Origin of the sequence: uncultured Thiocystis sp. (assembly GCF_903866365.1) — a bacterium.
Classification (GTDB): Bacteria; Pseudomonadota; Gammaproteobacteria; order Chromatiales; family Chromatiaceae; genus Chromatium.
In genome coordinates this window covers 18,796-32,331 of sequence record NZ_CAIPNF010000365.1, presented here as the reverse complement: position 1 = coordinate 32,331, position 13,536 = coordinate 18,796, and the positions used below count along the sequence as shown (strand labels likewise).

General features: G+C 63.5%; 13 protein-coding genes and 1 pseudogene. 5 read left to right on the top strand and 9 right to left on the bottom strand.

Annotated elements, in window-relative coordinates; all coding sequences use genetic code 11:
- The 4 genes and pseudogenes from QZY07_RS20705 to QZY07_RS20690 all read left to right on the top strand — a co-directional run.
- Positions 1–80 (top strand): annotated as a pseudogene (locus tag QZY07_RS20705) (endonuclease III); the annotation flags it as partial.
- Between the two features lie 89 nt (positions 81–169).
- Positions 170–601 (top strand): DUF1841 family protein, encoded by a 432-nt coding sequence (locus tag QZY07_RS20700; RefSeq protein ID WP_295406782.1) that lies wholly within the window; start codon positions 170–172, stop codon positions 599–601.
- An 82-nt stretch (positions 602–683) separates the two neighbouring features.
- Positions 684–2,081, top strand: coding sequence for a Si-specific NAD(P)(+) transhydrogenase (sthA, locus tag QZY07_RS20695; protein WP_295406778.1), 1,398 nt, complete (start codon positions 684–686; stop codon positions 2,079–2,081).
- Between the two features lie 369 nt (positions 2,082–2,450).
- Entirely contained in the window at positions 2,451–3,134 is a 684-nt protein-coding gene (locus QZY07_RS20690; RefSeq protein WP_295406775.1) for a hypothetical protein, read from the top strand.
- A gap of 116 nt (positions 3,135–3,250) precedes the next feature.
- Here QZY07_RS20690 and gshA read toward each other — a convergent pair whose 3' ends face one another.
- The 6 genes from gshA to rluD form a co-directional block, all read right to left on the bottom strand.
- Entirely contained in the window at positions 3,251–4,840 is a 1,590-nt protein-coding gene (gene gshA / locus QZY07_RS20685) for a glutamate--cysteine ligase (RefSeq protein WP_295406772.1), read from the bottom strand.
- A 2-nt stretch (positions 4,841–4,842) separates the two neighbouring features.
- A complete protein-coding gene (locus QZY07_RS20680) occupies positions 4,843–6,942 on the bottom strand; it encodes a carboxy terminal-processing peptidase (RefSeq protein WP_295406769.1) in 2,100 nt (699 codons plus the stop codon).
- A gap of 122 nt (positions 6,943–7,064) precedes the next feature.
- Positions 7,065–7,568: a peptide deformylase gene (gene def / locus QZY07_RS20675; RefSeq protein WP_295406767.1), complete on the bottom strand. Its 504-nt coding sequence runs from the start codon at positions 7,566–7,568 to the stop codon at positions 7,065–7,067.
- A 3-nt stretch (positions 7,569–7,571) separates the two neighbouring features.
- Positions 7,572–8,093, bottom strand: a complete 522-nt coding sequence (locus tag QZY07_RS20670) for an ACT domain-containing protein (RefSeq protein WP_295406764.1) — start codon at positions 8,091–8,093, stop codon at positions 7,572–7,574.
- 29 nt (positions 8,094–8,122) lie between these two features.
- Entirely contained in the window at positions 8,123–8,920 is a 798-nt protein-coding gene (pgeF, locus tag QZY07_RS20665) for a peptidoglycan editing factor PgeF (RefSeq protein WP_295406762.1), read from the bottom strand.
- Positions 8,901–9,881 carry a 23S rRNA pseudouridine(1911/1915/1917) synthase RluD gene (rluD, locus tag QZY07_RS20660; protein ID WP_295406760.1) on the bottom strand — a complete coding sequence of 327 codons (981 nt, stop codon included), beginning with the start codon at positions 9,879–9,881 and terminating at the stop codon, positions 8,901–8,903. The genes pgeF and rluD overlap by 20 nt, the downstream gene beginning before the upstream one ends.
- Before the next feature lie 114 nt (positions 9,882–9,995).
- Between rluD and QZY07_RS20655 the strand changes: the two genes are divergently transcribed.
- Entirely contained in the window at positions 9,996–10,823 is an 828-nt protein-coding gene (locus tag QZY07_RS20655; protein WP_295406756.1) for an outer membrane protein assembly factor BamD, read from the top strand.
- Positions 10,824–10,889: 66 nt separating this feature from the next.
- Here the strand turns inward: QZY07_RS20655 and QZY07_RS20650 are convergent, their stop codons facing one another.
- From QZY07_RS20650 to QZY07_RS20640, 3 genes are all read right to left on the bottom strand, one after another.
- On the bottom strand, positions 10,890–11,228 hold the full coding sequence (locus tag QZY07_RS20650; RefSeq protein WP_295406753.1) for a P-II family nitrogen regulator: 339 nt from the start codon (positions 11,226–11,228) through the stop codon (positions 10,890–10,892).
- 90 nt (positions 11,229–11,318) lie between these two features.
- Entirely contained in the window at positions 11,319–12,929 is a 1,611-nt protein-coding gene (locus QZY07_RS20645) for an NAD+ synthase (protein ID WP_295406750.1), read from the bottom strand.
- Positions 12,930–13,023: 94 nt separating this feature from the next.
- Positions 13,024–13,467 carry a DUF29 domain-containing protein gene (locus tag QZY07_RS20640; protein WP_295406747.1) on the bottom strand — a complete coding sequence of 148 codons (444 nt, stop codon included), beginning with the start codon at positions 13,465–13,467 and terminating at the stop codon, positions 13,024–13,026.
- Positions 13,468–13,536 lie beyond the last annotated feature (69 nt).

The window sequence follows — 13,536 nt, the reverse complement described above, 5'->3', positions numbered from 1 at the left end:
TCTGTGTCGCCCGCACGCCGCGCTGTCCGCACTGCGGCATCGCCGATCTGTGCGAGTTCCCGGACAAAACGCCGGATTGAGGCTAGAGCTGCTTGGCGACCCGATCCGACGATGCCGGATCCTGACCGAGGTCAATCCACCATATCTTTAGCGAGACGTCACGCACACCATGTTTTCCTCGGATCGCAACAGCCATCGCGGTGTTTTCATTCAGGCTTGGGAAAAGGCCAGAACCGAACAACCGCTGGAACCGCTGGAACGCCAGATCGTCGAGATCCTGCGCCAACATCCGGAGTATCAGCCATTCCTCGAAGCCGAGGAAAGCGCGCTGGAGCGGGATTTCCTCCCCGAGCAGGGCCAGTCCAACCCATTCCTGCATCTGGGTCTACACCTGGTCATCCTGGAGCAATTGAGCATCGATCAGCCAGCGGGCATCCGGAAATTGTACCGGAACCTGGCGCGGCGTACCGGCGACACCCACGAGGCGGAGCACCGCATCATGGAATGTCTCGCGGAGAGTCTCTGGAAGCTCCAGCACGACCGGCAGCCTTTCAACGAACGCGACTATCTGGAGTGCGTCAGGCGCGCAGGCGGCGCCTGATCCGGCGTTGACCCTCGCCGCATCCGGGGGCTTCCGTGTTAGCCTTGACCATCGTTGCAACCGACAACGGAACCCTGGATCGATGGCCACGCAAGATTTCGACAGCCTCGTGATTGGCACCGGACCTGGCGGCGAGGGGGCGGCGATGAAGCTGGCCAAGGCCGGTCAGCGAATCGCGGTGATCGAGGCCCATGACGCGGTCGGCGGCGGCTGCACCCATTGGGGCACGATCCCGAGCAAGGCGCTGCGTCACTCGATCCAGATGCTGGCGGATTACCGCCGCAATCCGCTCTTCCAGCAGACGCAGCATCAGATCGAGGTGGAATTTCCGGATCTGCTGCGGGCGGCGGATGGCGTCATCAACGAGCAGGTCCGCACCCGCTATCGCTATTACCAACGCAACCGGGTGCAGGTCATCTTCGGGCATGCGCGTTTTCTGGAGCCTAATCTGCTGGAAGTGCGACGCCCCGGCGGTCTGACCGATCGACTGCGCGCGCAACATCTCGTGATCGCTACCGGTTCGCGGCCCTATCATCCGCCCGAGCTGGATTTCAGCCATCCCCGTATCCGCGACAGCGACTCGGTGCTGGCGCTTCCGCAGACGCCAAGATCCATCACCATCTATGGGGCTGGCGTCATCGGTTGCGAGTACGCCTCGATCATGAGTTCGCTCGATGTGAAGGTGAATCTGGTCGACACCCGCGACCGGCTTCTGTCCTTTCTCGACGACGAGATCACCGATGCGCTCAGTTATCGCCTGCGTCAGCAGGGGGTCGTGATCCGGCACAACGAAACCTATCGGCGCGTGGAAGCCGGCGCGGATGGCGTGGTGCTGCATTGCGAATCCGGCAAAAAATTCAAGACCGACATTCTGCTCTGGGCGAACGGGCGCACCGGCAATACCCATGACCTGGGGCTTGAAACCATCGGGCTGGCTCCCAACCAACGGGGTCAGTTGGAAGTCAACGCCAGCTATCAGACCGCTCTGCCCCACATCTATGCGGTCGGCGACGTGGTCGGCGCGCCCGCGCTGGCCAGCGCCAGTTACGATCAGGGGCGTTTCGTGGGCGCTCATATCGCGGACGGGGAGTGCGACTGGTCGCTGATCGAGGAGTTCCCGACCGGGATCTACACCGTGCCCGAGATCAGTTCCATCGGCCGCACCGAACGCGAGCTCACCGCCAGCCAGATCCCCTACGAGGTCGCGCAGGCGGACTTCAAGAGCATCGCCCGCGCCCAGATCACCGGGCATACCGTCGGCATGCTCAAGCTGCTGTTTCATCGCGAAACGCTGGAGATTCTCGGCATCCACTGTTTCGGCGAGCAGGCAGCCGAAATCGTGCATATCGGTCAGGCCATCATGTCCCAGCGCGGCGCGGCCAACACCCTCCGCTATTTCACCGAGACCACCTTCAACTATCCCACCATGGCCGAAGCCTATCGGGTTGCTGCGCTCAATGGGTTGAATCGGCTTTTTTGAGGATCGGTCCGGCCCTGGGATCGCCGGTTGTACTCGGCACTCCGGACGCCAGACCGGAGCAACCGGCGAAATTCGTCTATTGCTATTTCATAAGATACTTATATACTAACCCACGTTCTGAGCGAAAACCGCTGTTTGACCGCAGGCACTCGTCCCTGAAGAGCCTGAATCGCCTGTGGTTCGCACGGTTGATATCACAAAAATTAAAAAACCGGAACCGTCTCTGCCGCAACGGTCAATGGCTAATGCAAAGCCGATGCCACTCGAAAACAGCGCCTGTCATGCTGGATGCGGTTTGATCGATCGGGATATTGCATCGCCATTTGCGCGTTCGTTTCATTTTTCTCTTCCATCACCAAGGTGTGTCCTATGTCCAAGCTAATCCAAGCCGCTTCCATCCTCGCCCTCGCTGCCGCCGCCTCCACGGCTGGCGCCTGGTATGCCGCTCCTCCTCAGGCTCCCGCCATGACGCAGGCGCCGCAACCGCCGGCGGTCGAGCAGGGCGCCGCGAATTTCAGGCCGTTAACGGGCCGCCCATTCGGTGCCGGTCACGCATTCCCGGACGTTCCGCCGATGCCCGAGTTTGGACAGTATCCCGCCATGCCCGAGATGCCCGCATTCGGCCAGTTCCCGAATCGCCCTGACATGCCGCCGGCGCCCGCGTTCGGACAATATCCCGCCATGCCTGAAATGCCCGCGTTCGGTCAGTTCCCGAATCGCCCTGACATGCCGCCGATGCCCGCGTTCGGCCAGTATCCCGCCATGCCTGAAATGCCTGCGGTTCCCGCGATGACGCGTGAGCGTCCGGCCATGCCTGAAGCGTTCGAGGCCCGGATCAAGGAGATGGAAGCCCGTCGCGCCCAGGCAAAACAGCAGATGGACGAGCGCCGTGCCGCCATCAAGAGCGAGCAGGAGCAGCGTCGCGCCCAGTATGCCGCGCACAGCGTCGATGCGGGCCGGGGCATGAACGCCAAGGCACCGTGCGCGCCAGCTCAGGCGGTTGCGCCGCAGCAGACCGGTGCGCCCGCGACGACCTCGCCATCCGTCCAGTAATGGGTTGAACGATCGCCATCGACGGCGATCCGCCACTCAGGAAAAAGCCCCGTCGCGACCACGACGGGGCTTGTTTCGTAGCTGAATGCGGTTTTATGAATGTTCCCGAAAATCGCCTAATCGCCTTGGGCGAAATAGGTTTCCAAAAAGTCGTCGAAACTCTGATCGTCCGCGGCTTCGATCTCTCGCTGTTGCCGGAGCGAATCGACCGTCAGCCGATCGAACAACGCCTGACGCTCGGGACTCAGTTCCAATGACCGCAGCTCGCGACGATGCTCCTCGGCAAGCCGTTGCGAAAAGTCGAAAAATCCTTCGTGCCGCGCCCGCATCGTCTCCAGGATTCGCGCCGAGGGCGTGAGATCGGGATGGTCGACCTTTTCCCGCTGTCGCCGCAGACTCTCGGAGCGCGGTCCATTCGCCGCACCGTCCAGCAATTCCGCCGCCGCCGCCATGCCGGCGAGAATCTCGCCCGCCCAGTGACGCAAGGCGACCGGGTGTCGGTCGCGGACTAACGCCAGCCCCGGCTCGCGGCCGCGATGGGCCGTCAGCACCTGATTTTCATCGATCTCCCGACGCTCGCGCGCGCCGATCCGCGGACTCTCGGTCAACAGGCAAGAGAGCATCAGCACTTCAAGAAATCGCAATTGCTCTTCACCCACGCCCACCGGATCGAAGATGTTGACATCCAGCGAGCGGAGTTCCACATAGCGAATGCCGCGCCGACGCAAGGCCAGGGTCGGTTTTTCCATCCAGTCCGTGATCTGCTTCGGACGCACCGTGCTGTAGTACTCGTTTTCGATCTGAAGCACGTTGGCATTGAGCTGTTCGTAGCGGTCACTAACCTTGACACCGATGGCCTCGTATTGTGGACAGGGCGTCTGGATGGCCCAGGTCAGACTGCGGACATAGGCGTCGAGACTGTCGTAGTTAGCCTTGATTCCCGTCCCTTCCTCCTGTTTGTTCTGATAGCCGATGTCGCCCATGCGTAGCGAGGTTGCATGTGGATAAAAAAGGGTATCGGCATCGAAGCGATGGAGATCGGTCTCGCGTCCTTGCGCGAAACTCGCGCAAACCGCCGGCGAGGCACCGAATAGATAGGGTACGAGCCAGCCGATGCGCTGCAGGTTGCGGATCATGCCCATCTGGACCTCGGCGCGAAATCCGTCGCGCTCGCCCGCGACCGCCTCCTGGTCCTGGTCCTGGTAGAGATCCCAGAAGGCATCCGCGAACGAAAAATTGAAGTGCACCCCGGCAATCAACTGCATGGTGCGTCCGTAGCGATTGCCCAGACCGCGCCGATAGGCAGTCTTCATCGTCGCCGCGTTGGAGGTTCCGTAGCGGGCGAGCGGAATCTCCCCGGTACGCGACAGGATGCACGGCATGCTGGTGCCCCAGAGCAGTTCATCCGGCAGGTGCCGATAGACATAGAGATGGATGTCGGTCAGAAACTCCAGCGCCGCGTGTCCACTACTCAGCGGCGGCGTAATGAGTTCGATCAGCGCCTCGGAAAAGTCCGTGGTGATGTAGGGATGGGTGAGCGCCGCGCCCAGGGTCAGCGGGTGCGGCGTCTCGGCGAGTCTGCCGTTCGCCGACACGCGCAGACCTTCTTTTTCCAGACCGATGCGGTTGCCGGCGAAGGTGGCGCTGCCACCCGCGGCCGCCAGCCGCGCAATCCGCCGTTCCAGCGTCGCTTGCGAGTCGTTCAATCTCAGTCTCTCATCACGGCCATGGGGCGTTTGGCGCGTTCCAGCAGCACGCCATCGATCAGGATGCGCGCCGCCTCGTCCACCTCGATGCGCGCGATGGCCTTGCGCTGCACGTCTAGGGCGTCTTCGTCGATCTGCTCCGCATCCTCGTCCACGGGCGTGATTCCCCGCGCGCGCAGAAAGCTGTCCTGGTCGTTCTTGAAGGCGCGCTCGCGTTGCTCGTCCGCCGCGCGGCGTTCGGTTTCGCGCAGCGAGACCTGCGTTTGCTCCTCAATCTCGCGCATCATTTTGCTGCGCTCGGTGAGCATTTTGAAACCGGAATCGCGGGCAATCCGCTCGGCGGACTGGCGCGTCAACAGATCCACCCCGACCAGGCCGTTCTGTTGATAGGCGGCGGGCTGAATCCGTGTCCAGGGCAGGGCATTGTCGAGCGAGCGCTCGCCGTGCTCCTTCAGATACTCGGCGCTCGGAAAGCGGATATCGGGTTCGACGCCGCGCAATTGGGTGCTGCCGCCGTTGATCCGGAAGAATTCGGCCATCGTCAGGCGCAAGCGGCCAAGATCGTTGGACTCGCCGGGCACATAGCGGTTGAGATCGATCAGCGTTTGCACCGTTCCCTTGCCGAAGGTCGGCTCGCCGATGATCAGGCCCCGCCCGTAGTCCTGGATCGCGGCGGCGAAAATCTCCGAGGCGGAGGCGCTGTCGCGATCGACCAGCACGGCCAGCGGTCCGGCATAGGCAACGCCGGCATCGGAGTCCGCCTCGATGTCGACCTTACCGAAGGCGTCCTTGACCTGAACCACCGGTCCGGTGTCAATAAAGAGACCGGTGAGCGACGTGGCCTCGGCCAGCGAGCCGCCGCCATTGCCGCGCAGGTCGATCAGAATGCCGGCGACGCCGCGCCCGACCAGTTCGTCGATCAAACGGTGCACGTCACGGGTCGTGCTGCGAAAATCGCGATCGCCGGATCCCTCCGCCGCGAAATCGCGATAAAAGGCGGGGATCTCCACCACGCCGATCTTCAGTCCAGGCCCGTTGGCGAGATCCTCCACGACAAAGCTCTTGGCGGCCTGATCTTCCAGCTTGATTTCATTGCGCACCAACGAAATCTCGCGCGCCCGGCCCGTGGTGCCACTGGCTTTCGAGAGCAATTGCAGGCGCACCACGGAGCCCTTTGGCCCGCGGATTTTGTCCACCACGTCCTCGAGCCGCCAGCCGACCACGTCCTCCATCGGGCCGTCGAGTCCCTGGGCAACGCCCACGATCTGATCGCCCGCGTGGATCTGGCCGGAATCGCGGGCCGGACCGCCAGGGACCGTACTTTGTACGACGGTGTACTCGTTATCGCCGCGCAGCACCGCGCCGATGCCTTCCAGGGACAGCTTCATGCTGATGTCGAAATTCGCGGAGGTGTCCGGCGACATGAAGCTGGTATGCGGTTCCAGCGTCTGCGTATAGGCATTCATGAAGGTCTGGAAGACATCGTCGCCATTGAACTGATGAATCCGCCGGGCAAGCCCCTCGTAGCGCTTTAGCAGACGCTCGCGGATCTCGGTGTCCGGCTTGTCGGCCAGACGCAGGGTGAGAAAGTCGTTCATCACCCGTTTGCGCCACAGCTCGTCGAGCGCGGCGCTGTCGGTCGCCCAACGGGGATCGGCGGGCTCGAAGTCGTAGGACTCCGGCCGGGTGAAATCGAACTTGCCGTCCAGGAGCTTGAGCGCATGGGCGACGCGCTCGTCGACCCGCATGCGATAGACGCGAAAGACATCGAAGGCGATATCGAGATCGCCCCGGCGCAGGCTGTCGTCGAGATGACGGGCACCGTTCTCGAACCGTTCCACGTCGCGGGCCAGGAAGAAGGAGCGGTTGGGATCCAGGGCCTCCAGATATTTATCCAGTACCTGATGAGCAAAGGTCTTGTCGAGATTCACCTTGCGGTAGTGATAGCGTTCCAGCACCTTATTGATGACGATCGCCGATTTGGTGTGTCCCGGATTCGGGAAGAGCTCTGACAGCGGGATCGGATGCGGAACGGCAAGGGCGGCCGATGCCGCCAACAGCAGCATCGCAACCGGCAGGAATCGGAACAGGCGCGGTTTCATGGGCAGTTCTCTTTAGTCAATCTTCAGCCGCGTCAAGGATGTCATGCGTCGCTTTCCGCGACGGATCGGCCTCGCTGGCGCCGACAGACATCGAAGCTGACACGGTTGAAGCGTTTAAATGTTCAGATTTTGTAGACTTTTCGGCGGTAGAGGTCGGTCCGCCGGCTGACCACGCGATCAACGAACAGCAGCCCGTCGAGGTGGTCCAGTTCATGTTGGACCGCGCGCGCTTCATATCCTTCCATCGCAAATTCATGTTCCCTGCCATCGGGATCCCGCGTCTTGAGACGGAGGCTGGTCGCGCGGATCACATTGCCGGTGTAGTCTGGCACCGACAGACAGCCCTCGCGCCCGATCGCATAGCCTTCCCAGTGCACGATCTCGGGATTCACCAGGACCAGATAGCCGTGATTCGGGGTTTTGGGCCGTCCCGAGACGTCCACGATCACGATGCGCTGAAAGCGTCCGACCTGAGGCGCGGCGATGCCGACCGCGGCGGGGCCGTCCCGGCGCGTGTCTTCCAGATCCGCGATAAAGGCCCGCAGTTCGTCGTCGAAACGCTCGACGGGCGCCGACACCTGCTTGAGCCGGGGATCGGGGAGTTTGAGGATCTCCAGAATGGCCATCGGTCAACCGATCAGTAAGTCGACAGGCGAAACATCCACGGACACGCCCTGTTCGACGAGGGGCGAGAGCGCGGACTCCAGCGTTTCGAGCGTCTCGCCGCAGAAACCCTGGATGTTCATGATATAGATCGGTCGCTCGCGGTCGCCGGCCACGTCCGATTCAAGCTCCTGGATGTTGAAGCCATGGCTGGCCAGGATCCCGGTCACCTCGGCGACGATGCCGGCGCGATCCGCCCCCGTCACCCGCACCTGGAAATTCGGCACCAGATGCTGGTGCAATCCGCCATGCACAGGATCCAGATGGGCGCGCAGACCGAGTTCATCGGACACGGGCGTGAGTGCGTCCAGTATCTCCTGACCGGATCGTTCGCCGCGCACCATCAGCATGATGGTAAAATTGCCGCCGAGCCGAATCATCGACGCCTCGCCGAGATGACAGCCGACCTCGTAGAGCGCGCGCGTCACCCGCGAGACGATTCCCGGACGGTCGGCGCCGACCAGAGTCAACATATTCCAATCGGACATGAATTTTCTCTCTTGTGAATCCTGAACAATCATGTTTGATCCGCGCCTTGTTTGCGGGCGCTGTCTTCAGCGCGCGGAGCGAGCCAGATCAGGCTGGCCATGCGCCCGGTGACGCCATCGCGCCGGTACGAAAAAAACCGTCGCGGCTGCGAAAAGGTGCAGTCTCCGCCCCCGTAAATCCGTGCGATGCCGAGCTGGGCCAGCCGTTGACGCGCGAGCAGAAACAGATCGGCGAACCAGGGACCGCCCAGCGGCTCTCCCGCGTCCGTCGGTGGGCCTGAACGAAAAGCCGCCGCCGCGCGCGCATCCGCCGCGACAAAGCGCTCGCGCACCTCATCGCCGACCGCGAAGGCCGCGGGTCCGATCGCCGGACCGAGCCAGACCAGCAGGCGCTCCGGCGCGATGTCCAGCGCCACCACCGCAGCCTCCAGCACGCCCCCGGCCAAGCCCCGCCAACCGGCGTGGACGGCGGCGACACGGGTTCCCTGCGCGTCGCAAAGGAGCAGCGGCAGACAGTCGGCGGTCATCACGACGCAGACCGCGCCCGGCGTGTCCGCCAGCGCGCCATCGGCTTCGCGGTCCGGGTTCGCCGTGCCAGCGCGGACGATCGCGCGGCCATGCACCTGACGCAGCCAGCAGGGTTCGGCGGACAGCCCGAGCCGGGCCAGGAGTCGCGCGCGATTGTCAGCGACCCGCGCGGGTTCGTCGCCCACATGATCGCCCAGATTGAGGCTCGCGAACGGCCCCTCGCTGCGTCCGCCGTCGCGCGTGGTGGAGATGGCACGCACCCAGGGCGGTGCCGGCCACTCAGGGCGAATCAGTTCCAACCTCGGCCTCCCGTCGCAACAGCTCCAATAAAGACTCCAGATCCGGGGCCATCGGAATCTCCCAGGCCACCGCCTCGCCGCTCGCCGGATGGTTCAGCCCCAGGCGGATCGCATGCAGCGCCTGACGCGGAAACGCCTGGAGCCCAAAGGTCAACTCGGCGGCGCAGCCGCGCGGCGGACGCGGTCGCCCGCCATAGGTGCGATCGCCGACCAGCGGATGGTGCAGATGCGTCAGGTGTACCCGGATCTGATGGGTCCGGCCGGTCTCCAGTTCAACGCCCAGCAGGGTATGGCCGGGATAACGCTCCAGGACACGATAATGGGTCACCGCCGGGCGCCCATGGGGCACCACCGCCATCCGGATGCGCTGGGTGGGATGGCGCCCCACCGGGGCCTCGATCCGACCGCCCGTCACCAGTTCGCCGACCGCCAGCGCGCGGTATTCGCGGTGCACCTGGCGCGCCTGAAGCTGCTCCACCAGCGACTTGTGCGCGGCGAGCGTCCGGGCCACCACCAGCAGACCGCTCGTGTCCTTGTCGAGCCGATGGACGATGCCGGCGCGCGGCACCTTCGCCAGTTCCGGGGCATGGTGCAGCAGCGCGTTCTGGAGCGTGCCGTCGGGATTGCCGGCTGCGGGATGGACCACCAGCCCCGCCGGTTTGTTGACCACCAGCAGGTGTGCGTCTTCGTAGACCAGATCCAGCGCGATGTCCTGGGCCGCGCACGCCTCGCTCGCCGCGAGCAAGGCATCGAGATGGATGGCGTCGCCGTCCCAGACTTTGTCGCGACAGCGGCGCGGCGCGTCGTTGACCAGCACTTGCCCGGACTCGATCCACTGTTGCAGGCGGCTGCGGGAAAACTCCGGCAGCAGCGCCGCCAGCGCCTGATCGAGACGCGCGCCCGCGAGCAGGGGATCGACGCGCACCGCGCGCCGGACCGTTTCGGGGGTTGCCGGGCTCATGCGAAAGTTGTCCCAGCGCCGGGGATGGCGGGACGCGGCGGACCGCATCGCCGCGCGCTGGAACAAGGCCCTTCGGGTATACTGCCGACGATTTGAAACAGGTGTCTTTGAGTCATGCCTCGAACGTTATCACGACTGCCCGTGCTGTTGCTCGTTGTCGCGCTTGCCGGCTGTGGAATCTTCGGCAAGGAAATCGACCCAACCGAGGGCTGGAGCGCCGCGAAGCTCTATGCGGAGGCGGCGTCCGAACTCGATTCCAGCAACTACACGCGCGCCGTCGAACTCTACGAAAAGCTGGAGTCGCGCTATCCCTTCGGGCGTTATGCCATGCAGGCCCAGCTCGATGTCGCCTATGCGCACTATCGCGCGGAGGAGCCGGAGAAGGCCGTCGCCGCCGCCGATCGATTCATCAAGCTCTATCCGCAGAATCCGTTTGTCGACTATGCCTATTATCTGAAAGGCATCGTCAACTACAACCGCAGTGTGGGCTTCCTGGATCGCTACATCCCGACCGACCCATCCCAGCGCGATCCTGGCTCGGCACTCGACGCCTTCACCGATTTCTCCGCGCTGGTCGAGCGGTTTCCGGACAGCAAATACGCGGAAGACGCGCGTCAGCGCATGCTCTATCTGCGCAATAACCTCGCTAAGCATGAAGTCAATGTCGCACGCTATTACATGCGTCGTGGCGCCTATCTGGCCGCGGTCAATCGCGCCAACTACGTTATCGAGCGTTTTCAACGCACCAGCGCCGTCGAGGATGCGCTGGAGGTGCTGATCGACGCCTACCGCGCGCTGGACAAGCCGGAACTGGCCGCCGACGCCAAGCGGGTGCTGGATCTAAATCGTCAGGCCGGGCGCTTCGCGCCCGACGAGCCCGAGCCTGACGAGGTCGATCTGGCCCGCAAGCTGTGGGAATACCTCAAGCTCGACGAAGGCTAGGCCGTGTCCGGTTTCGCGGCTCTTCAACTCGCTTTGCGGCACCACGGACATTCGGCGGGGCGCGGTTTAAATGGCGGCCTCGTCTTCCTCGCCGGTGCGAATTCGCACAACCCGCGTGACCTCGGAGACGAAGATTTTGCCGTCGCCGATCTTGCCGGTGCGGGCGGCCGCGGTGATGGCGTTGATGCAGCCGTCGACCTGCTCGTCGGCGAGCACTAGCTCGATTTTGACCTTGGGCAGAAAATCGACCACGTACTCGGCCCCGCGATAGAGTTCGGTGTGGCCCTTTTGGCGCCCGAAACCCTTGACCTCGATCGCGGTCATTCCAGTGATGCCGGCGGCGGACAATGCCTCGCGGACATCGTCCAGCTTGAAGGGTTTGATGATGGCTTCGACCTTTTTCATGGGGATCTCCGTTGTGGGTCGCGGCGAATTGAAGTTCGGAAGTATAGGTTCACGACTGAACGATGAACAGCGCCACGGGCGCGCGGCCGTTCAGAAGCCGCTGGTGATCGGATACCGACGATCGCGCCCGAACGCCCGCTCCGAGATGCGGACCCCTGGGGGCGACTGCCGCCGCTTGTATTCGTTACGATCCACGAGCCGCGCCACTCGGCGCACCACCTCGGCCGGGTAGCCCTGGCTAACGATCGCCTCGACGCCCTCGTCCCGTTCGATATAGAGGCGCAGGATCGCGTCCAACACCTCGTAGGGAGGAAGGCTGTCCTGATCGGTCTGATCGGGTCGCAATTCCGCCGAGGGCGGCCGCGTCAGCACGCGTTCCGGAATCGCCGCCGAGCGCGTGTTGCGGTAGCGCGCCAGTCGATAGACCAGCATCTTGGGCACATCCTTAATAGGCGCGAACCCGCCCGCCATGTCGCCATAGAGCGTGGCATAACCCACCGCCATCTCGCTCTTGTTGCCGGTGGTCAGCAGGATGCGGCCGGTCTTGTTGCTGATCGCCATCAGAATGACCCCGCGACAGCGCGCCTGGATGTTTTCCTCCGTGACATCCGCCGGCTGTCCGGCAAAGGCCGGCTCCAGCATGTCCAAAAAGGTTCGGAAGGCGGGTTCGATCGGGATGATTTGCGTCGCCACGCCCAGCAGACGGGTCTCTTCGAGCGCGTCCTCGTTACTCATGTCGGCGGTATAGCGCGAGGGCATCAGGATCGCCTCGACTCGCTCCGCCCCCAGTGCGTCCACCGCGAGCGTCAAGGTCAGCGCCGAATCGATCCCGCCGGACAGGCCCAGCACCGCGCCGCTGAAACCGTTCTTGCGCACATAATCGCGCACCCCGAGCACCAGCGCATCATAGATGGCCGCCTCCTCGTCGGGCGGCGGCTCCAGCGTCTCGGGCTGCGTGGCGACGATCCGCCCGGCATCGTCGAAGTCGACGGTCAGCACGGACTCCGCGAAACCCGGCGCGCGCGCGACGATCCGCCCGGCACGATCCGCCACGAAGGAGGCCCCGTCGAACACCAGCTCATCCTGCCCGCCCACCAGATTCGCGTAGAGGATCGTCAGGCCGTGATCGCTTGCCCGCCGCACCACCAGCGCCTCGCGGTCCTCGCCTTTGCCGGCATGAAAGGGCGAGGCATTGAGATTGAGCAGGATCTGGGCGCCGGCCTCGGCCGCCTGGCGCGTCGGGCCGGCATGCCAGATATCCTCGCAGACACTCAGCCCGATCCGCAGACCGCGATGCTCGAACACCGTCGGCGTCGCACCCGGCTGAAAATAGCGCTTCTCGTCGAAGACGCTGTAATTGGGCAGATGCTGCTTGGCGTACTCGGCGATCACCTGGCCCTCGCGCAGCACCCCGGCGACGTTGAAGAGTCCGCCCACCGCCTGAAGCGGATAGCCCAGCACCAGGACGATTCCGGCGACCTCCGCGCGAATCCGCTCCAGCGCCGTCTCGACCCGGCGCATGAACTCCGGGCGCAGCAGGAGATCCTCCGGCGGATAGCCGGTCAGCGCGAGTTCGGGGAAGACCAGCAGGTCCGCGCCCTCGGCACGCGCCCGTGCGGATTCGGCGACGATGCGCGCGGCATTACCGGCGACATCGCCGACCAGCGGATTGATCTGTGCGATCTGGATACGACAAGCCAAGGTGGTTCGCTCCGAAGCTAAATAGTCTCAATCATAAAGAGTCGCCGTCGATCAACACGAATGCAAGCCCGTTTGGTCGTTCCCTGGCGGATGGTTAAACCGACTCAGGCAGCCAGTCTTCGTCCAGGATCTGTTCGAGAAGATAGGGGCATCCGATCGGGAAAAGATGCGGTTTCAGATCGGTTTCGATGACCGCCTCACGCACCGCCTTGCCATAGACCCTGGCGAGGGTTTCATCATCCAGACGCGCTTTCAGGCTGGGCGATTGTTCCAGCAGACGTTCGATGGCCGTCCGTTGATGAACGATGGTCAGCAGCCAGCTTCGGCCACGTTCCGGCTGATACTGGTATTTGAGCAGATGCAGGAGCAATACCTGCAAACGGTTCAGGAGTTCCCGACGTTCGCTGGCACTCATGCCTTCCAGTTCCTCGGCAAGATGCTGGGCGTCCACCTGATCGATCTGACCGGCGCGCAGCAACCGGGCGTTATGCAGGGCCCAGGCATGGAAATCGGCGTCATAAGTCAGGTTCTCTGTCATCGCTGTGTCCTATCGAGATGGATCGATTCGCGGAAAAGCCTGAACAGACTTATCAAATTCTATCAACCG